Annotated in this window: 17 protein-coding genes; 3 read left to right on the top strand and 14 right to left on the bottom strand. The window is 71.0% G+C overall.

All coding sequences use genetic code 11. The annotated features are described in order from the left end of the window. Nucleotides 1–385: 385 nt before the first annotated feature. Nucleotides 386–2,479 (top strand): SpoIIE family protein phosphatase, encoded by a 2,094-nt coding sequence (locus NW895_RS38425; RefSeq protein WP_289941665.1) that lies wholly within the window; start codon nucleotides 386–388, stop codon nucleotides 2,477–2,479. A 41-nt stretch (nucleotides 2,480–2,520) separates the two neighbouring features. Continuing rightward, nucleotides 2,521–3,000: a DUF4396 domain-containing protein gene (locus NW895_RS38420; RefSeq protein ID WP_289941664.1), complete on the top strand. Its 480-nt coding sequence runs from the start codon at nucleotides 2,521–2,523 to the stop codon at nucleotides 2,998–3,000. Between the two features lie 21 nt (nucleotides 3,001–3,021). Here NW895_RS38420 and NW895_RS38415 read toward each other — a convergent pair whose 3' ends face one another. From NW895_RS38415 to NW895_RS38385, 7 genes are all read right to left on the bottom strand, one after another. Further along, nucleotides 3,022–3,531 carry an O-acetyl-ADP-ribose deacetylase gene (locus NW895_RS38415; RefSeq protein WP_289941662.1) on the bottom strand — a complete coding sequence of 170 codons (510 nt, stop codon included), beginning with the start codon at nucleotides 3,529–3,531 and terminating at the stop codon, nucleotides 3,022–3,024. Beyond that, on the bottom strand, nucleotides 3,528–4,937 hold the full coding sequence (locus tag NW895_RS38410; RefSeq protein ID WP_289941661.1) for an NAD(P)/FAD-dependent oxidoreductase: 1,410 nt from the start codon (nucleotides 4,935–4,937) through the stop codon (nucleotides 3,528–3,530). The genes NW895_RS38415 and NW895_RS38410 overlap by 4 nt, the downstream gene beginning before the upstream one ends. 97 nt (nucleotides 4,938–5,034) lie before the next feature. After that, on the bottom strand, nucleotides 5,035–5,883 hold the full coding sequence (locus NW895_RS38405) for an inositol monophosphatase family protein (protein ID WP_289941659.1): 849 nt from the start codon (nucleotides 5,881–5,883) through the stop codon (nucleotides 5,035–5,037). An 85-nt stretch (nucleotides 5,884–5,968) separates the two neighbouring features. Next, the gene (locus tag NW895_RS38400) at nucleotides 5,969–7,804 is read right to left on the bottom strand and encodes a gamma-glutamyltransferase (RefSeq protein WP_289941658.1); all 1,836 of its coding nucleotides are present in this window, start codon (nucleotides 7,802–7,804) and stop codon (nucleotides 5,969–5,971) included. Nucleotides 7,805–8,028: 224 nt separating this feature from the next. Continuing rightward, nucleotides 8,029–8,595, bottom strand: a complete 567-nt coding sequence (locus NW895_RS38395; RefSeq protein WP_289941657.1) for a hypothetical protein — start codon at nucleotides 8,593–8,595, stop codon at nucleotides 8,029–8,031. A 248-nt stretch (nucleotides 8,596–8,843) separates the two neighbouring features. Then, on the bottom strand, nucleotides 8,844–9,065 hold the full coding sequence (locus tag NW895_RS38390) for a helix-turn-helix transcriptional regulator (RefSeq protein ID WP_289941655.1): 222 nt from the start codon (nucleotides 9,063–9,065) through the stop codon (nucleotides 8,844–8,846). Then, nucleotides 9,065–9,550, bottom strand: coding sequence for a DUF2975 domain-containing protein (locus NW895_RS38385; RefSeq protein WP_289941654.1), 486 nt, complete (start codon nucleotides 9,548–9,550; stop codon nucleotides 9,065–9,067). Before NW895_RS38385 ends, NW895_RS38390 begins: the two co-directional genes overlap by 1 nt. A 218-nt stretch (nucleotides 9,551–9,768) precedes the next feature. Here NW895_RS38385 and NW895_RS38380 point away from each other — a divergent pair, with 218 nt between their 5' ends. Then, nucleotides 9,769–10,437 (top strand): hypothetical protein, encoded by a 669-nt coding sequence (locus tag NW895_RS38380; protein ID WP_289941653.1) that lies wholly within the window; start codon nucleotides 9,769–9,771, stop codon nucleotides 10,435–10,437. A 19-nt stretch (nucleotides 10,438–10,456) separates the two neighbouring features. Here the strand turns inward: NW895_RS38380 and NW895_RS38375 are convergent, their stop codons facing one another. The 7 genes from NW895_RS38375 to NW895_RS38345 all read right to left on the bottom strand — a co-directional run bounded on the left by NW895_RS38375 (nucleotide 10,457) and on the right by NW895_RS38345 (nucleotide 19,380). Beyond that, nucleotides 10,457–11,983: an NCS1 family nucleobase:cation symporter-1 gene (locus NW895_RS38375; RefSeq protein WP_289941652.1), complete on the bottom strand. Its 1,527-nt coding sequence runs from the start codon at nucleotides 11,981–11,983 to the stop codon at nucleotides 10,457–10,459. A gap of 125 nt (nucleotides 11,984–12,108) precedes the next feature. Beyond that, nucleotides 12,109–13,131 carry a TIGR03842 family LLM class F420-dependent oxidoreductase gene (locus tag NW895_RS38370; protein WP_289941651.1) on the bottom strand — a complete coding sequence of 341 codons (1,023 nt, stop codon included), beginning with the start codon at nucleotides 13,129–13,131 and terminating at the stop codon, nucleotides 12,109–12,111. Between the two features lie 11 nt (nucleotides 13,132–13,142). Further along, nucleotides 13,143–14,546, bottom strand: a complete 1,404-nt coding sequence (gene hydA, locus NW895_RS38365) for a dihydropyrimidinase (protein WP_289941650.1) — start codon at nucleotides 14,544–14,546, stop codon at nucleotides 13,143–13,145. Nucleotides 14,547–14,640: 94 nt separating this feature from the next. Then, nucleotides 14,641–15,483 (bottom strand): nitrilase-related carbon-nitrogen hydrolase, encoded by an 843-nt coding sequence (locus NW895_RS38360; protein WP_289941649.1) that lies wholly within the window; start codon nucleotides 15,481–15,483, stop codon nucleotides 14,641–14,643. A gap of 155 nt (nucleotides 15,484–15,638) precedes the next feature. Beyond that, nucleotides 15,639–17,213 carry a PucR family transcriptional regulator gene (locus NW895_RS38355; protein ID WP_289941647.1) on the bottom strand — a complete coding sequence of 525 codons (1,575 nt, stop codon included), beginning with the start codon at nucleotides 17,211–17,213 and terminating at the stop codon, nucleotides 15,639–15,641. Nucleotides 17,214–17,254: 41 nt separating this feature from the next. Beyond that, nucleotides 17,255–18,541 carry an aspartate aminotransferase family protein gene (locus tag NW895_RS38350; RefSeq protein ID WP_289941646.1) on the bottom strand — a complete coding sequence of 429 codons (1,287 nt, stop codon included), beginning with the start codon at nucleotides 18,539–18,541 and terminating at the stop codon, nucleotides 17,255–17,257. Further along, nucleotides 18,538–19,380 (bottom strand): nitrilase-related carbon-nitrogen hydrolase, encoded by an 843-nt coding sequence (locus tag NW895_RS38345; protein ID WP_289941645.1) that lies wholly within the window; start codon nucleotides 19,378–19,380, stop codon nucleotides 18,538–18,540. The genes NW895_RS38350 and NW895_RS38345 overlap by 4 nt, the downstream gene beginning before the upstream one ends. Nucleotides 19,381–19,544 lie beyond the last annotated feature (164 nt).

The following is a 19,544-nucleotide window of genomic DNA, read 5'->3' as shown; positions in this document are numbered from 1 at the left end:
GGGGTGTGGCGCGGCTGGTACTGGGAGGCTCACCCATTTGCGGGAGTCCGGCTCCTTCGCGGTTCGGCGTATCGGTACGGGTGTCATCACCCGCCCCTATGGTAAAGGACAAGCAAAGGGAACTGGTCAAGTCTTTTGACGGCCATCGAGGCAAGTCGGCCGGATGGCGGCCGTCCTCGGCCAACCGGTGGCCCGTGCGGGGCTGTTGCCGATCCGGGGCAGGGCGCCGGATCGCCGAGGGGGGCGCCGGGCGTCGGCCGCGTGGACGGGGCCTGTCGTCCGGGGGGACGATGGAGGCCTAAGCGCCTGCAGACAGTGACGGGCCCCGCTTCCACCAGTCCGGCGGAGCCCCGTGCGGCGCGGGCAGGCGGAAGGAGTGCCTGCGATGAGCGGAGCCGGATGGCCCGAGGCGCGCGTCGGCTGGGCGGGCGTCCGCGGCCCGGAGAGCGGGCCGACGCAGCCGAGCGGGCTGCTGGACCTCCTCGGCGTGGCGGCGGTACTGGTGGACGCCGGCGGGCGGGTCGTGCTGTGGAGTCCGCAGGCCGAGGAGCTGTACGGGTACGGCGCCGAGGAGGTGCTGGGAAAGTTCGCCGCACGCCTGCTGGTCGACGAAGAGCAGTGGGACTGGGTGATCAAGAAGTTCGCCGAGGTCATGGAGACCGGACGGAGCTGGAACGGTACGTTCCCCGTCCGGTGCAAGGACGGCAGCACGCGGCTGGTGGAGCTGCGCACCATGCGCCTGCTGAACGACCGCGGCGAGTTCTACGCCCTGGGGCTCGGCACCGACTCCCCCATGCTGCACGAGATCGAGTGGGACGCCGCCCTGTCCACCCGGCTGATCGCCCAGTCCCCCATCGGAATCGCGATCCTCGACACCGAACTGCGGTACGTGGCCATCAACCCCGCTCTGGAGCGGATGCACGGCATTCCCGCGGAGCAGCACCTCGGCCGCCCGTACCGCGAGATCATGCGCGACAAGAGGTTCGAGCCGGCCGAGTCCGCGATGCGGCAGGTCCTGCGGACGGGGGTTCCCCTGGTCGACCGGTCCACCGTCGTCGCCTCCACGCCGGCCGACCCGAAGGACAAGCGCGCCTGGTCGATCTCGCTGTACCGGCTGGAGGACGCACAGGGCCGTGTGCTGGGGGTGGCCGACCTGGTGGTGGACGTCACCGACCGGTACCAGTCGGCCAAGGAGGCCACCGAGACGCGGCGGCGCCTGGCCCTGATCGCCCACGGCACCGCCCGGATCGGCACCACCCTGGAGGTCGACCAGACGGCCCGTGAGCTGGCCGAGGTCACCGTGCCCGACTTCGCCGACCTGGCGGCCGTCGACGTGCTCGACTCCGCGATCGACGAGCACCGCCGGGCCACGAGCGAAGGCCCCGCGGCCTTCCGCGCTCTCGCGGTGAAGGCCGCCTACCCCACCGACGCCGTGGACGCCGCCGATCCGCCCGGGCAGATCGCCTGGTACGGCGCCGACCGTGTGGCCACCTGGTGCGTGCGCACCGGCCGGCCCGTCCTGATCCGCCACGCCGACGGCAACGACCTGACGCGCATCGCCCGCGACGAGACCGCCGCCACCCTGCTGGCCCGCGCCGGAGTCCACTCCTACCTGGCCGTCCCGCTCACCGCGCGCGGCCAGGTCCTCGGCTTCCTGGGCCTCGTCCGGGCCCGCGATCCACGGCCCTTCGACGAGGACGACCTCGCCATCGCGGCGGAGCTGGCCTCCCGTGCCGCGGTGTGCATCGACAACGCCCGTACGCACCAGAGCGTGCGCAACGCCGCGGAGACGCTGCAGCGCAGCCTGCTCCCGGACCACCCGCCCCGGCTCCCCGGCCTGCGGGTCGCCTCCCGCTATCTGCCCGCGCAGGCCGCCTACGAGATCGGCGGCGACTGGTACGACGTCCTCCCGCTGACCGGCGACCGGACCGCGCTGGTGGTGGGCGACGTCATGGGCAGCGGCATCGACGCCGCCGCCACGATGGGCCGGCTGCGCACCGCCACCGCCGCCTTCGCCGAGCTCGACCTCGACCCCGCCCAGGTCCTGCAGCACCTCGACACGCTCACCTCACGGCTGGAGCAGTACATCGCCACCTGCCTCTACGCCGCCTACGACCCCCACCGCGGCGAATGCCACATCGCCAACGCCGGCCACCTGCCTCCCGTGCTCGTCCGCCAGGGCCGGCACCCTCGGCTGCTCGACCTGCCCACCGGCACGCCACTCGGCGTCGGCGGGGTCCCCTTCGAGACCACGACCGTCGGCTTCGGCCCCGCCGACGAGCTGGTCCTGTACACCGACGGACTGGTCGAAACCCGCCGCCGCCCCCTCGACGAACGCCTCGACGCCCTCCTCCAGCTCGTCGACACGCCGGACCTCTCCCTGGAGGAAACCTGCGACCGGCTCCTCCACAGCCTCCGGCACCCCGACGACCCCGACGACGTCGCCCTGCTGATCGCACGGGCGCAGCCCCTGCGCTGACCTTCTCGACACATACCCCTAGGGGGTATACAGTCGAGGTCATGGACCACAGCGCTCACCACACCGGCACCGCCCACGACCAGATGGCGGCTCCTTGGGGGACCGCCGCGAAGGCGACGCTGCACTGCCTGACCGGCTGCGCCATCGGCGAGATCCTCGGCATGGTCATCGGCACGGCCCTGCTGTGGGGCAACGTGCCCACCATGATCCTGGCGATCGCGCTGGCGTTCCTCTTCGGCTACTCGTTCACGCTGTTCGCGGTGCGCCGGGCCGGCCTGGACCTCAAGTCCGCGATCAAGGTCGCGCTCGCCGCGGACACCGTCTCCATCGCCGTGATGGAACTGGTCGACAACGCCATCGTCGCCCTCACCCCGGGCGCCATGGACGCCGGCCTGTCCGACGGCCTGTTCTGGTCGGCCCTGCTGGGCGGCTTCGCGGTGGCCTTCCTGATCACCACTCCGGTGAACAAGTGGATGATCGGCCGCGGCAGGGGCCATGCGGTCGTCCACTCCTACCACTGAGGCAGGCCGGCAGCCGCGCCCTCAGCCCACGTGCGCGGCGAAGGCCGCGTACGCCCGGTCGTCGAAGAGCACGAAGCGCACTTCTTCCACGGCCGTCTCCGTGTTCGCCACCGTCTCCACCGCGATCCGTGCACCGTCGTCCAGCGGCCATCCGTAGACGCCGGTGGAGACGGCCGGGAAGGCCACCGTACGAGCGCCCAGCTCGTCGGCGACGCGCAGGGACTCCCGGTAGCAGGAGGCCAGCAGGCCGGAGCGGTCCTCCGTCGGGCTGTGGACCGGGCCCACCGTGTGGATCACCCACCGCGCGTCCAGCTCACCCGCGGTGGTGGCGACCGCCTGGCCCGTGGGCAGGCCCTTGCCGTACTTCGAGGCGCGGAGCCTGCGGCACTCCTGAAGGATCGCGGGCCCGCCGCGCCGGTGGATCGCGCCGTCCACGCCTCCCCCGCCGAGCAGCGAGGAGTTCGCCGCGTTGACGATCGCGTCCACGCGCTCGCGTGTGATGTCGCCCTGGACGAGCCTGATGCTGGTCATGTCTGCCTCAGCCTCCTCCAGACGGCCTTCGCCGCGTTGTGTCCGGACATGCCGTGCACGCCCGGCCCCGGCGGGGTGGCCGACGAGCAGATGAAGACGGCCGGGTGCGGTGTGGTGTACGGGAACAGGGACAGTTTGGGGCGCAGCAGGAGCTGGAGGCCGGAGACCGCGCCGGAGGCGATGTCTCCGCCGATGTAGTTGGCGTTGCGGGCGGCGATCTCGGGCGGGCCCGCGGTCGCACGGGCCAGGACGCGATCGCGGAAACCGGGGGCGAAGCGCTCCAGTTGGCGTTCGATGGCGTCGGTGAGGTCGCCGGTCCAGCCGCTCGGGACGTGGCCGTACGCCCAGAAGACGTGCTTGCCGGCCGGGGCCCGGGTGGGGTCGACCAGACTGGGCTGCACGGTGATCATGAAGGGTTTGTCGGGCGCGCGGCCCTCGCGGGAGGCGGCGCGCAGGGCGGTGCCGATCTCCGCGCTGCTCGCGCCGATCTGCACGGTGCCCGCGACGCGGGCCTCCCGCGCGGTCCACGGCACCGGACCGTCCAGGGCGTAGTCGATCTTGAAGACGCCGGGGCCGTAGCGATAGCCCTCGTAGTACCGGCCGAAGCCGGCGATCCGGGCGAGGGCGGTGGGCGAGGTATCGAAGACATACGCACGCGCGGGCGGCAGGTCGTCGAGGCGTTTGACCTCGTAGTCGGTGTGGACCGTGCCGCCCAGGTCCTTGAGGTGGGCGGCGAGGGCGTCGGAGATCGACTGGGAGCCGCCGCGGGCGACGGGCCAGCCGCGGGCGTGGGCGGCGAGGGCGAACACCAGGCCGATGGCGCCGGTGGCGAAACCGCCGAGCGGGGCCATGACGTGGGCGACGAGGCCGGAGAACAGTGCCTTGGCCTTCTCGTCGCGGAAGCGGCGCATCAGCCAGGTCGACGGGGGCAGGCCGACGAGGCCGAAGCGGGCGAGGGTCACCGGGTCACGGGGCAGCGCGGTCAGCGGCAGGGACATGAAGTCACGGGCCAGCGTGTCCCACTGAGGCAGGAACGGCTCGACCAGCCTGCGGTACCGGCCCGCGTCGCGTGGTCCGAACGAGGCGGCCGTCTCGCCGACCGACCTCGCCAGCACCGCGGCCGAGCCGTCCGGGAACGGGTGCGCCATGGGCAGCTCGGCGTGCAGCCACTGAAGGCCGTAGCGCTCCAGGGGCAGGGCGCGGAAGGCGGGTGAGTTGATGCCGAGCGGATGCGCCGCGGAGCACGGGTCGTGCCGGAAGCCGGGCAGGGTGAGCTCTTCGGTGCGGGCTCCCCCGCCCACGGTGTCACGCGCCTCGAATATGGCGACGGAGAAGCCGCGGCGGGCCAGCTCCACGGCAGCGGTCAGTCCGTTCGGCCCCGCACCCACCACGACCGCATCGAGCATCGACGGCACCTTCGGACCCCTTCGTCAGCCGACGGCCACTGAGGATCAGGATATGCCGGAGGACTGACAATCTCCGGTCGAGGGGGCGCCCCCGCGATCAGACTGCCCCGCCCGCGAGCAGACCGGCCACCCGTCGGGCCGTGGCCGCGTCGCGGGCCGCGGTGAAGGGGAGGTCGTTGCCGCCCGTGATACGGAAGGGCTCACCCGCGCGGGTCAGGTGGGTGCCGCCCGCCTCCTCGACGAGCAGCACGCCCGCGGCGTGATCCCACGCTGCTTCCCAGGAGAACGCCACGGCGTCCAACTCGCCGCGGGCGACGGCGAGATACTCCAGACCGGCCGAGCCGCAGGGGCGCGGTGCCACGCCCGGCGTCCACAGGCCGAGGAGAGCGCGCTTCTCCTCGTCGGTCGTGTAGTCCGGGTGGGAGGCGGCGATCCGCAGGTCCCGGCCGGGCTCCGGCGGGCCGGCGTGGAGCCGCTCGCCGTCGAGGTGGGCGCCCTGACCCCGCACGGCCGTGGCGAGTTGGTCGAGGGCCGGCGCGTAGGTCCAGGAGGCCAACAGGACTCCGCGGCGCGCCAGCGCGACCAGGGTGCAGAACCCGGACTCGCCGCGCACGAACTGCCGTGTCCCGTCGACGGGATCGACGATCCAGACCGGGGCCTCGCCCCGTATCGCCTCGTACGACGCCGGGTTGGCGTGCACCGCCTCCTCGCCGACCACCACGGAGCCGGGCAGGAGGGAACCGAGCGCGTCGGTGAGCTGCAGTTCGGCCTTGCGGTCGGCGTCCGTCACCAGGTCGTGCGGGCCCGCCTTCTGGTCGACCTCGTGCTCGGCGAGCTGCCGCCAGCGCGGCATGATCTCGGTCGCGGCCGCCTTGCGGACCGCCTCCTCCACGTCGGCCGAGCGCTGGGCGAGAAACTCGTCGATGGTCTCGCTGTCTTCGATCATGACTCCATGAGAGCACGCGCCACTGACAATCCCCACCCGTCCGGTGCACTCCGGGTGGAATCGCCATGAACATGAGGGCGCACGGTCACCGTCCGACCGCGTACCCCTGCATCCCCCGCGGATTGGCCGCCGCCGACAGCACCCCCGTCTCCGGATCCCGCGCGACCGCGCACAGCCGCCCCTCCGACCAGGGGCCGCCGACCGTCACCTCATGGCCACGGCGCCGCAGCTCCTCGACGACGGCCGGGTCCGTGCGGGACTCCACGGTGACGCTGCCCGGCCGCATGCCGCGCGGGAAGAAGGAACCGGGGAAGCTGTCGTTGTGCCAGTTCGGGGCGTCGACGGCGCCCTGGAGGTCGAGGCCGCCGCGCACCGGGGAGCGCAGTGCCACGGCCAGGAAGAAGTGCAGCTGCCACTGGTCCTGCTGGTCTCCGCCGGGGGTGCCGAACGCCATGACGGGCACGCCGTCCCGCAGGGCGATCGAGGGCGTCAGGGTGGTGCGCGGTCGACGGCCCGGCGTCAGCGAGTTCGGCAGGCCCTCCTCCAGCCAGGTCATCTGCAGCCGGGTGCCGAGCGGGAAGCCCAGTTCGGGCACGACGGGGTTGGACTGCAGCCAGCCGCCGCTGGGCGTGGCCGCGATCATGTTGCCCCAGCGGTCCACGACGTCGAGGTGGCAGGTGTCCCCGCGCGTGCTCCCGTCGGCGGCAGTGCCCAATGCGTCTGGTTCGCCCGGCACCGGCGAGGCCGGGCTCTTGGCGACCGTCGGCTCGCCGATGCCCAGCGCGTCGAAGCCGGGTCCCTCGACCGCCGCCACGCGCGCGTGGGCGCACAGCCTCGGAGTGCGCCCACCGGGGCTGCCGGGCCGCAGCTCGAAGGACGCCTTGTCACCGACGAGATGGCGCCGCTCCGCGTTGTACCGGGCCGACAGCAGGTCGCCGAGCGGCACCTCGGCCGCGTCCCCGTACCAGGCCTCCCGGTCGGCCATGGCGAGCTTGCAGCCCTCGATCAGCAGGTGGACGTAGTCGGCGGATCCGTACCGGGGCAGTTCGGGCGGGAGCAGCGCGAGTTGCTGGAGGAGGACCGGTCCCTGGCTCCAGGGGCCGGCCTTGCACACGGTCCAGCCGTTCCAGTCGTATGTCACGGGCGTCTCGTACGTCGCGGACCAGCCGGCGAGGTCGGCGGCCGTGAGGGTGCCGCTGTGGCGCTCGCCGCTGGTGTCCAGGGTGGGCCGCTGGGCCTGCCGTACCAGGGCGTCGGCGATGAATCCGGTGCGCCACACCTCGCGGGCCGCCTCGATCCGCGCCTCCCGGTCGCCCGCCCCGGCGGTCTCGGCGAGCAGCCGCTTCCAGGTGGCGGCGAGCGCGGGGTTGCGGAAGAGTTCGCCGGGCCGTGGAGGCCGCCCGCCGGGCAGGTAGATCTCCGCCGACGAGGTCCACTCCGTCTCGAACAGCTCCCGTACGGTCGCGACGGTCTCGCCGACGCGCTCCACGGGCGCGTGCCCGTGTTCGGCGTACCCGATGGCGTACTTCAGCACGTCGTCGAGGGACTTGGTGCCGTGGTCGCGCAGCAGCAGCATCCAGGCGTCGAAGGCGCCGGGGACGGCCGCGGCGAGCGGGCCGGTACCGGGTACGAGCTCCAGACCCAGTCCCCTGTAGTGCGCGACCGTCGCCCCCGTGGGTGCGACGCCCTGTCCGCACAGCACCCGCACGTCACCGCCCGCCGGGGCGAGCAGGATCGGCACCTCGCCGCCGGGCCCGTTGAGGTGCGGCTCGACGACGTGCAGGACGAACGCGCCCGCCACGGCCGCGTCGTAGGCGTTGCCGCCGTCCTCCAGGACGGCCATCGCCGACTGTGAGGCCAGCCAGTGGGTGGAGGACACCATGCCGAAGGTGCCCTGGAGGGTGGGGCGGGTGGTGAACATGGGCGTCTCACCTCGCTGTTTGTGCCCATCGGTCCTTCTGATCGGCGCTCGGGAACCGGCCTGGGGAGTTTTTGGGGAGTTCGAGTCAGGACCCGCGTTCCCCTGATCACCAAGCAGGCTACCGATCGGCCTGTGCCCCTGAACAAGAGAAGGCCACCGCGCAAGTTCCCCTGGTGAACCGGTGGTTCGACCCGAGGAGCGCGCGATGGCCTTGTCCCGGTCCGTCAGCCGGTCAGGAACCAGAGCTGGGATGCGGTTGCGCGTCCGCCCGGCATCTCCCGTAGCGGCGCAACGTTGTCGTCGCCGTAGGTGGCGGTCACCGCGAGGTCCTCATTGAGGTAGGGCACCAGGGCCCAGGCATCACCGTCGACGGTGGGCCGCAGCCGCCACCACTGAGCCTTCTTCGTGGACTGGCACGGGGCCAGGTAGACGTAGGTGCCGGCGTCGCCTCGTACCTCCGCGCAGTTACCGGTGGTCGTGATCGTCCACTCGTAGACGGTCTCGCCCTGCGCTGTCCGGGTCGGGGTGAACCGGAACGTGCGCGGGAACGGGTGGTCGGCCCGGTAGTACACCTGCAGGTAGGTGTTGTTGCCGCCTGCGGCGTCGTCCGGGATGAGGTAGTTGGTGTGGGCCACGCTGGTGATCACCACGGGCCCCGAGGGAGCAACGGGGGCGGCGGGCGCCGCCTGGGCGGGAGTGCTGAGCGCGAGCCCGATCAGCGCCGCGAGCGCGGCACAGAGGGCAAGGATGCGCTGTCCAACGAGGTTGTGCTGTCGAATCGGCAGGGTCATGGAGAGTTCGCCCTTCCTTTTGAATGCCACGGGATTTCGCCTGTGGCATCTGCGATTCAACCGCGACTGTCTCCTGTTGGGGATCACTCAGGCGGGTGAAGGCAGGGCCCCTGACGTGCAGAAACGACCCTTCTCAAGGATGGGCTTCACAGATCCCGGGGACCGGGTCAGGCCGTCGCCCCAGTCCGCGACCCGCACGGCGGCATCACCGGCGGGACGTCCTGCCCAGGGGCGATCGGCGATCCACGTCATCCGTCCTCGGCGTCCTCGGCCTCCCAGCGCAGCAGGTCGCCCGGCTGGCACTCGAGCACCTCGCAGAGGGCGTCGAGCGTCGCGAAGCGCACCGCCTTGGCGCGGCCGTTCTTGAGCACCGCCAGATTGGCGGGCGTGATCCCTACGCGGTCCGCGAGCTCGCCCACGGACATCTTCCGCCGGGCCAGCATCACGTCGATGTCGACGGCGATCGGCATCAGATCACCTCGTCCAACTCGGCCTGCATCCGCGCCGCTTCGACATCGCGCGCGACGGCCTGGGCGAGCAGCATCCGCAGTACGAGCACGATGAGCGCGACCCCCAGGACGGCCACGCCGATCCCGCCCATGATGACGGTGACGCCCGGGTCGTCCCGCTGGCCCGGCGCGTTGATGATCGTGACCGCGAACCACAGGACAGCAGCCGCCACGATCGCGCCGATCACGCCGTCCACATACCGGAAGGCGGCGTGGGAGAACACGGTTCCGCGTCGCACCATCGTCACCAGCCGCCATACGCAGACCACGGCGACCTGGACCGACACCATGCCCAGGATCGTGATCACGCGCAGTGGGGTCAGCGGGAGCGACCCGTCCTCCGGGTCGGTGGCCAACGCCCACACCATCATTGCCTGCACGAACACCGTGCCGGCGAGCACCACCGCGAGCACGGCGCGCAGCGCACGCACTGTCAGCTTTCCCACGACCCACCCTCTATCGACGCTCTCCTATCGAATTGCGATGGGAATCTATCGAATGTCGATAGGTGCGGCAAGAGGCACGAGGTGAGGCGCAACAGGCCGCAGTCACCGCACATGCACGGAGCGAGTTCACCCTTCCGCACCGCAAGGATGCATGTGACACTGTCATACCGTCCGCTGTGCGGACCTCTCCGCACACCGTCCCCCACGAAAAGTGCGCCGTGCGTTCCCTTCCCCTGCCGCTCGCCCTGACCGCACGTCTGTCCCCGGTGGCCGTGCTCGCCGTCGCGGGCTGGGCGCTGTCGTCAGGCCCGTTCGCCGCGACGCCGGCCGTCGAGCACAAGGCGGAGCAGCAGCCGGACACCCAGTCCGCGTCCGCCCCCGCGACCTCGGCGGCGTCGAAGACGTACGCCTCCTCCCCCGCGCCGTGCACCAGCCTGGCGAAGAAGACGATCAAGTCGCTCGTGCCGGGCGCCAAGACCGCCGGGAAGGAGATCCCGTCGACGGACCGCAGCGTGCGCCGCACCTGCTCGTGGAACGCGTTGGAGGGCTACGACTACCGCTGGCTGGACGTCTCCTACGAGATCATGGAGACGGACGAGGCGGCCGAGAAGGCCTATCGGCAACGCGTCGAGGAGAAGAGCGGCGGAGGCCCGGTCCCCGGCGTCGGCGACGCGGGCTACTCCGTCGTGAACCTCACCACCGAGGACAAGCAGCAGACACGCGAGGGCGTGGTCGTGGTCCGCGCGTCCAACGCGCTGGTGGTCGTCACCTACAACGGCAGCGACTTCGAGACGAAGAAGGCACCCGGTACGGACGTGATCAACAAGGGGGCCATCAAGGCGGCGAAGGAAGCGGTGGCCTCGCTGGAGGACGGTCAGCAGGGCTGACCGTCCTCCAGCGGACGCGTCAGACGGCGGCCCTCCTCGGGGGCAGCGCCAGCATCAGCACCAGGTACAGCACCATCGAGGTGCCGAGGCCCACAGCCCAGCCGTAGTCGGCCAGGCCGGCCAGCGCGGGGATCGGCCGGCCGTCGATCAGCGGCTTGAAGTCGGCACCGCCGACCGCCAGGACACCGCCGGTCGCGAAGGCGACGACGGCCCGCCAGTTCCAGCCGCCCTCGTACCAGTAACGGCCGCCCGTGCGGTACAGGTCGACGAGGTCGAGCCGGGCGCGGCGCAGCAGCCAGTAGTCGGCGATGAGGATGCCGGCGACCGTGCCGAGCAGACCGCCGACCAGCCCGAGCCAGGTGAAGATATAGCCCTGCGGGTCGGAGTAGAGCTTCCAGGGGAAGATGAGCACCCCGAGTACGCAGGTGGCGAGCGCACCCGCCCGGAAACTGATCTTCCGCGGCGCGATGTTGGAGAAGTCGAAGGCCGGGGAGACCAGGTTGGCCGCGACGTTCACGGACAGGGTCGCCACCAGGACCGTGACCAGGGCGAACAGCAGGCCCACGACGTTGTCCGTCTTGGCGGCCAGCTGCACCGGGTCCCAGATCGCCTCCCCGTACACCGCCTGCGAACCCGAGGTGACCATCACGGACAGGAACGCGAACAGCGTCATGGTCGTCGGCAGACCGAGCGCCTGACCCCACGTCTGCGCCTTCTGACTCTTGCCGTACCGCGTGAAGTCCGGGATGTTCAGCGACAAAGTGGACCAAAAGCCGATCATGCCCATGAGTGCGGGCGCGAACAGCTTCCAGAAGTCCGCGCCCCAGCCGAGCTTGGACGGCTGGTCGAACAGCGGGCCGAAACCGCCCGCCTTGCCGCTCATCCACCACAGCATGACGAACGCGCCGACGAGCACGAAGGGCGCCGCCCAGTTCTCGAAGCGGCGGATCGTCTCCATGCCCCGGTAGATGATGACGACCTGGAGCGCCCAGAAGATCGCGAACGACAGCCACATGGTCCAGGCGTAGCCGCCGAACTTCGCGGCGTTCGCCCAGCTGTCGCCGATGAGCTTGCCGGCGAGGAAGTAGATCGCCTCACCGCCGATCCAGGTCTGGATGCCGAACCAGCCGCACGCGACCAACGCCCGTACGACCGCGGGCAGGTTGGCACCGCGGATGCCGAAGGAGGCCCGGGCGAAGACCGGGAAGGGGATGCCGTACTTCGGTCCCGCGTGCCCGGTGAGCAGCATCGGCACCAGCACGATCACATTGGCCAGGGCGATGGTGAACACCGCCTGTTTCCAGTCCATGCCGACGGCGATCAGACCGGAGGCCAGGGTCCAGGAGGCCGTGTTGTGGGCCATGCCGACCCACAGCGCGGAGAAGTTGTACGTGGTCCAGGTGCGCCTTTCGACGGGGACCGGCAGCAGGTCCTCGTTGGCGTACGGACCGCTCGGCAGCGGGGAGCCCTGGGCGATCTCCACGCGCCCGTCGGGGAGGGTGACTTGGGCGGACGGCGGTATCGCCGTGGGAGCGGTGTCGGTCATGGGCAGGCCAATCAATGCGGTGGGTCGGGAAAGGCCGTGCGGGCCGATGGGGGGTGCGCGGATGCGCCCTGGCCCCCTCCCCGGGCCCGGGGAGGGGGAGATCGGAGGAACCAACGGGGACGGGTTCAGCCGTTGACGGCCGGGATCACCTGCGATCCGTACGCGTCGATGACGGCTTCCTGTGCGTCGTGCATGTCGTAGACGGCGAACTGGTCGACGCCCAGCTCTCGCAGGGCGTTCAGCTTCTCCACGTGCTTCTCGACCGGCCCGATGACGCAGAACCGGTCCACGATCTCGTCGGGCACGAACTGGGTGTCGGGATTTCCGCTGCGCCCGTGGTGGGAGTAGTCGTAGCCCTCGCGTGCCTTGATGTAGTCGGTGAGCTCCTCCGGTACGGCGCCCGTGTGCTCGCCGTACTTGGCGACCAGGTCGGCCACGTGGTTGCCGACCATCCCGCCGAACCACCGGCACTGCTCGCGCGCGTGGGCCAGCGCCTCGGGCGAGTCGTCATCGGTGACGTACGCCGGGGCGGCCACGCAGATCTTCACCTCGTCAGGGTCACGGCCGGCCGCCACCGCCGCGTCCTTCACCGCCTTGACCATGTACTCGGTCAGATACAGGTCGGCGAGCTGGAGGATGAACCCGTCGGCCTCCTCGCCGGTCATCTTCAGGGCCTTGGGGCCGTACGCGGCCATCCAGACGGGGAGTTCGGCGCCGGGCCGGATCCACGGGAACCGGACGACCGTGCCTCCGCCCAGGTCGGCCTCCTCGCCGCTGCCCAGGGCCCGGATGACCTTCATGGCCTCGCTGATGCGGGCCAAGGTGTTGGGCTTGCGGCCGGCGACGCGCATGGCGGAGTCGCCGCGGCCGATGCCGCAGATCGTGCGGTTGCCGAACATGTCGTTGAGGGTGGCGAAGGTGGAGGCGGTGACCTCCCAGGTGCGGGTGCCCGGGTTGGTCACCATCGGGCCGACCTTCAGTTTCGTGGTGTTCGCGAGGATCTGGCTGTAGATCACAAACGGCTCCTGCCACAGCACGGCGGAGTCGAAGGTCCAGCCGTGGGTGAAGCCGTTGCGTTCGGCCCGCTTCATCAGGCTGACGACACGGGAGGCCGGCGGGTCGGTCTGCAGGACGAGTCCGAAGTCCATCTGCGCCACTCCTAGTTGAGGTACTGACAGGTGGAGCGCGGGGTGTAGACGCCGTGACCCTTGCGTCCCGTGTACTCCCGCTCGGTGATGACCGGCTCGCCGCGGGAGAGCACCGTCTCGACACGGCCGGTGACCCGCTTGCCCTCGTACGCCGAGTAGTCGACGTTCATGTGGTGCGTCTCGGCGGACATGACCTGCTCGGCGTTCGGGTCGTAGAGGACGACGTCGGCGTCGGCGCCGGGGGCGATGGTGCCCTTCTTCGGGTACAGGCCGAACATCCGGGCCGGGGTGGCGCAGGCGATCTCGATCCAGCGGCGGCGGGAGATGTGCCCGTCGAGGACGGCCTGGTGCAGCAGGTCCATGCGGTTCTCGACGCCCGGAAGGCCGTTGGGGATCTTGGAGAAGTCACCGCGGCCCAGCTCCTTCTGGCCGACGAAGCAGAAGGGGCAGTGGTCGGTGGAGACGACCTGCAGGTCGTTCGTCCTCAGTCCCTTCCACAGCTGGGCCTGGTGCTCGCGGGGCCTCAGCGGCGTGCTGCACACGTACTTCGCGCCCCCGAAGTCCGGTTCCGCGAGGTTGTCGGTCGACAGGAACAGGTACTGCGGGCAGGTCTCCCCGAAGACGTTGAGCCCCTCGTCGCGCGCCCGGGCCAGTTCGGCGACCGCCTCCATCGCCGAGACGTGCACGACGTACAGGGGCGCCCCCGCGACCTGGGCGAGCTTGATGGCGCGGTGGGTGGCCTCGGCCTCGAGGAGAGCCTTCCGCACTTCCCCGTGGTACCGGGGATCCGTCTCTCCCCGGGCCAGCGCCTGTTCCACCAGCACGTCGATCGCGATGCCGTTCTCGGCGTGCATCATGATCAGCCCGCCGTTCTCGGCGGAGCGCTGCATCGCGCGCAGGATCTGGCCGTCGTCGCTGTAGAAGACGCCGGGGTAGGCCATGAACTGCTTGAAGGAGGTGACGCCCTCCTCGACCAGCAGGTCCATCTCCTTCAGCGTCTCCTGGTTCACATCGGAGACGATCATGTGGAAGCCGTAGTCGATGGCGCAGTTGCCCTCGGCCTTGGCGTGCCAGGCGTCCAGGCCCTCACGCAGGGAGTGGCCGACGCTCTGCACCGCGAAGTCGACGATCGTGGTGGTGCCGCCCCAGGCGGCGGCCCGGGTGCCGGTCTCGAAGGTGTCGGAGGCGAAGGTGCCGCCGAACGGCAGCTCCATGTGGGTGTGGACATCGACCCCGCCCGGGATCACGTACTTCCCGGTCGCGTCGATGACCCTCTCCGCCGTGAAGGCCCCGGCGGCCGGGGTGCCGGACGCGGCGAGGGCGGCGATACGGCCGTCCTCGATCAGGACGTCGGCGTGGATCTCGTCGGACGCGGTGATGACGAGGCCACCGCGGATGACGGTACGGCTGCTCATGCTGCTCCCTCTCCCTGTCCTGCCGTGGTCGGTGCGGATGACGTACGGGCCGGCCCGGCGCCCGCCGGGGGAGCGGTGGGCGCCGGGACGACCGTCAGGGGGCGGTCAGCGGCGTGTACGCACCCGGCGCGCGGTCGCGGTAGAACTGCCAGCGGTCGCGGACCTCGCGCAGCTTGGCCATGTCCAGGTCGCGCACGACGAGTTCGGTCTCCTTGTCGCCGGCCACCTCCCCGACGAACTGGGCCTCCGGGTCCACGAAGTACGAGGTGCCGTAGAAGTCGTTGTCGCCGTACTCCTCCACCCCGACCCGGTTGATCGCGCCCACGAAGTACTCGTTGGCGACGGCCGCCGCCGGCTGCTCCAGCTGCCACAGGTAGCCGGACAGGCCGCGCGAGGTGGCCGACGGATTGAAGACGATCTCGGCACCCGCGAGGCCGAGCGCCCGCCAGCCCTCCGGGAAGTGGCGGTCGTAGCAGATGTAGACGCCGATCTTCCCGGCCTTGGTGTCGAAGACCGGCCAGCCGCTGTTGCCCGGGCGGAAGTAGAACTTCTCCCAGAAGCCCCTGACCTGCGGGATGTGGGTCTTGCGGTACTTGCCGAGGTAGGAACCGTCCGCGTCGATCACGGCGGCGGTGTTGTAGAGGACGCCGGGCTGTTCCTCCTCGTACATCGGCAGCACCAGGACGATGCCGTGTTCCTTCGCGAGTGCCTGGAAGCGCTGGACGATGGGGCCCTCGGGGATCTGCTCGGCGTACTCGTAGAAGGCCGGGTCCTGGACCTGGCAGAAGTACGGTCCGTAGAACAGCTCCTGGAAGCACAGGACCTGGGCACCCTGGGCCGCCGCGTCCCGGACCGCCTGCTCGTGTACCTGGATCATGGATTCCTTGTCGCCGGTCCAGGCGGTCTGGAAGACGGCGGCACGGATCACTCTGCTCATCGGGACCTCCGGTCGCTCGGTGTGCGCTGAGCGTAGGAAGTCCGGATGGCCGGTATGAGGTGCACGGTGTCACGTCTGCGGTGGTGCCGCGTGTCACGGTGTCACCCTCGAAGCGCCCCATGTTTCACCGCCGTTTTCCCAGGTCGCCGCGTGTTTCACCGCTGTTGCGCGTCGTGCGCGAGAAGTGCGATGTGCACGGAGGCGGCCTGCTCGAAGTCGTCGAGGTCCACGCCGAGCCGGGCCTGTATCGCCTCCAGGCGGCGGTAGAGCGCGGGCCGGGAGACGTGGTGGAGCTGGGCGGTGCGGGACTTGTTGCGTCCGGTCGCGAGGTAGGTCCGCAGGACGGCGAGCAGGGCCGCCGCCTCGTCGTCCCGCCCGCACAGCAGCCCGTCCAGCTCCCGCTCCGCGAAGGACTGCACGTGGGGGTCGTCGCGCAGCAGCCGTATCAGGCCGCGCAGGTGGACGTCCCTGAGGCGGACGACGGCCGGGAGGTCGAGGGCGTCCGAGGAGTCGGCGACGGCGTCCGCCACGTGCTGTGCCTCGCGCAGGCCGGCCGGTACCTCGTCCCAGGCGGTGCGCGCGTCGGCCGCCGCCACCACGGTCTTCGTCGCCCCGGACTCCGAGCGCAGCCGGGCCGCGAAGTGGGCGGTGAGCGCCTCGGCGTCCTGGTCGCGGGCGAGGCTGAGCAGGACGGCGGTGGCTCCGTCGGCCAGTTCGGCGACGATCCCGGACAGTCCCAGCAGGCGCAGGACCCGGTCGAGCCGGGCCGGTTCGCCGTGCCGGACGACCAGCGGGACGAAGCTGCGCCGGCCCACCGGCAGTCCGGCCGCGCGCGCCCGGGGCAGCAGCTGCCGTACCGGTACGACGCCGCTGACCAGGTCGGTGAGCAGGCTCTGCGCGGACTGCTCCTCCCAGGAGCACGCCGCGTTGCCGCTGAGCATGCGGTGCAGGACGAGGGCCTCGGCGGCGCGGTCGGCGAGCAGCCGCCCGGTGGCGGTGTCGCCGCGGTAGCCGCACAGCACGATCCGGCCCCATCGCTCCCCGCGCCCGGTCAGTTCGGCGCGGATCCAGCCGTCGCCCTCGCTGCCGCCGGCCTGCCGGGCGATGCGCTCCCAGTCGCGCAGCACGTCGTCGACCGCGGGCCGCTCCCCTGCCGTGGCGAGGACGCGGTGGGCGAGGTTGGTGACGACGACGGGGCAGCCGCTGTGCCGGGCCACCTCGTCGAGCAGGCGTTGCAGCGGGGCGCCCGCGGTGATGAGGCCGGTGAGCTCGGTGCGGACGGCCTCGGAGAGGCTGACGGCGGCGAACTTGCGCCGCACCAGCCGGGACTGGACCTCCTCGGTCAGCTGGGCGAAGGGGAAGGGCCGGTGCAGGACGACCATCGGCAGCCCGCACCGCTCCGCCGCCCGGCGCATCACGTCGGGCGGGGCCGGGAAGGCGCGGCCGAGGCCGAGGACGACCGCCGCGGCCTCCGCCCGGTACAGGGACTGGATGTACTCGGCCTGTTTCTCCTCGTCACCGGCGAGCAGTACACCGGTGGTGAGGACCATCTCGCCGCCGCTGAGCATCACGCCGACGTCGGCGGCCTCGGCGACGTGCACCCAGCGCACGGGCCGGTCGAGCTGGCTCGCGCCGGCCACCACCTCGGGATCCCCGGCGAGGACCCGCTCCAGCGTGAGGACCTGGCGGACCGACAGGGCCGGTTCCAGGGGCTCCCAGGTGGTGGTCATGGCGCATTCCCCTTTTTTTGCCGTTCGCCTCCGGGGCGCTGCTACAGGATGCTTCTCAGAGCGCTCTCGAGGATCGCGGCGCCCTCCTCGGCCTCCGCGACGGTGAGGGACAGCGGCGGCGCGATGCGCAGCGCGCTGGTGTTGTGCCCGCCGCCCTTGCCGATGAGCAGCCCGCCCGCGCGGGCCGCCTCCAGCACGGCGGCCGCGGCCTGTGGATCGGCCTCGTCGGTGCCGGGCCTGGTCAGCTCGACGCCGATCATCAGTCCACGGCCCCGCACCTCCCGTACGGCCGGCACCTGCGCGGCGACGCCCCGCAGCCGCTCGATGAGCATCCCGCCGACCCGCCGGGCGTTGCCCTGGAGGTCGTGCTCCAGCAGGTAGGTGAGGTTGGCGAGGCCGGCCGCCATGGTGATCTGCGTGCCGCCGAAGGTGGAGATGCTGTTGGAGTCGATGCAGTTCATGATCTCGGCGCGGGCGACGACCCCGCCGATGGACATGCCGTTGCCGATGCCCTTGGCGAAGGTCATGATGTCCGGCGGTCCGCTCTGCCCGTGCGCCTGCCAGCCCCAGAAGTGGTCGCCGGTACGGCCCCAGCCGGTCTGCACCTCGTCGGCGATCCACAGGATGCCGCGCTCGTTCAGCACCTCGCGGAAGGCGGCGTACAGGCCGTCCGGCGGCGAGGTGAAGCCGCCGACGCCCTGGATGGGCTCGGCGATCAGCGCGGCCGGGGGGCGGGTGTGGCCGAGCAGGTCCTTGAGGTCGTCGACGCAGGCCGCGACGAAGTCCTCGTCGCTCAGCGCGGCGTACGGGCCGCGGGTGCGCACGCCGCCGTGGACGTACAGCGTCTGCAGCGGGGACAGGGACGTGGGCGACCAGCCGCGGTTGCCGGTGATGCCGACGGCGCTGAAGGAGCGGCCGTGGTAGCTGTTGCGCATCGCCAGGATGGTGTTGCTCTGGCGGTACGTCGTCGCCAGCAGCAGGGCCGTGTCGTTGGCCTCCGTGCCGGAGGTAGTGAAGAAGACCCGGGCGTCCGGGATGCCGGACACCTGGGCGATGCGCTCGGCGAGTTCGACCATCGGCCGGTTGAGGTAGAGCGTCGAGGAGTGGATGATCCGCCCGGCCTGCTCGCTGACCGCCTTGGTCACCTCGGGCAGGGCGTGCGCGGTCATCGTGGTGAGGATGCCGCCGAAGAAGTCGAGGTAGCGGTTGCCGTCGGCGTCCCAGACGTGCCGGCCCTCGCCGTGCGTGATCTCGATGGGCTCCTCGTAGTAGAGGGCGAGCCAGTCCGGGAGGACGGCCCGGTGGCGCCACAACAGGTCCTTGGTCACGGCTGCACCAGCCCTTCGTACGCGTCGGGGCGGCGGTCGCGGTAGAACGCCCACTGCTGCCGCACTTCTTCGATGAGGTCGAAGTCCAGGTCGCGGACCACGAGCTCCTCCTTGGTGTCACTGGCGACCTCGCCGACGAACTGTCCGCGCGGGTCGACGAAGTACGAGGTCCCGTAGAAGTCGTTGTCGCCGTACTCCTCCTGGCCCACGCGGTTGATCGCGGCGACGAAGTACTCGTTGGCGACGGCCGCCGCCGGCTGCTCCAGCCGCCACAGGTGGCCCGACAGGCCCCGGTGCGTGGCGGACGGGTTGTAGACCAGCTGGGCGCCGTTCAGACCGAGCTGCCGCCAGCCCTCCGGGAAATGACGGTCGTAGCAGATGTAGACGCCGACCTTGCCCACGGCGGTGTCGAAGACGGGCCAGCCGAGGTTGCCGGGTTTGAAGTAGTACTTCTCCCAGAAGCCTCTGACCTGCGGGATGTGGTGTTTTCTGTACTTGCCGAGGTAGGTGCCGTCGGCGTCGATCACGGCCGCGGTGTTGTAGTAGAAGCCCGACTGTTCGACCTCGAACACCGGCACGACGATCACCATGCCGGTCTCGCGCGCCAGCTCCCGCATACGGCGCACGGTGGGCCCGTCGGGGACCGGCTCGGCCCAGCGGTAGTGCTCCGGCTCCTGGACCTGGCAGAAGTAGGGGCTGTTGAAGACCTCCTGGAAGCCGATGACCTTCGCACCCTGCCGGGCCGCCTCGCGGGCGTGCTCCTCGTGTTTCGCCACCATGGACTCCGTGTCGCCGGTCCAGGTGGCCTGGACCAGTGCGGCACGTACGACGTCGGCCATGAGCTGCTCCTTCGACGGGACGTCAGAGCCTCTACGCCCGTAGACGCGGGTCGTAGAGGGATGAACGTAAGCCTCCGGGACAGGCTTGCCAAGACCATCGTCGCTTACCCGTGAAGTCGGTGGCGTTTCTGACTCCTGTGGGTGAGTGGTACGGGGCGGGTGTG

The sequence above is a fragment of the Streptomyces sp. S.PNR 29 genome (assembly GCF_030386795.1).
Classification (GTDB): domain Bacteria; phylum Actinomycetota; class Actinomycetes; order Streptomycetales; family Streptomycetaceae; genus Streptomyces.
Note: the sequence above shows the minus strand (reverse complement) of the source record. Positions and strands in the feature narration are given on the sequence as shown.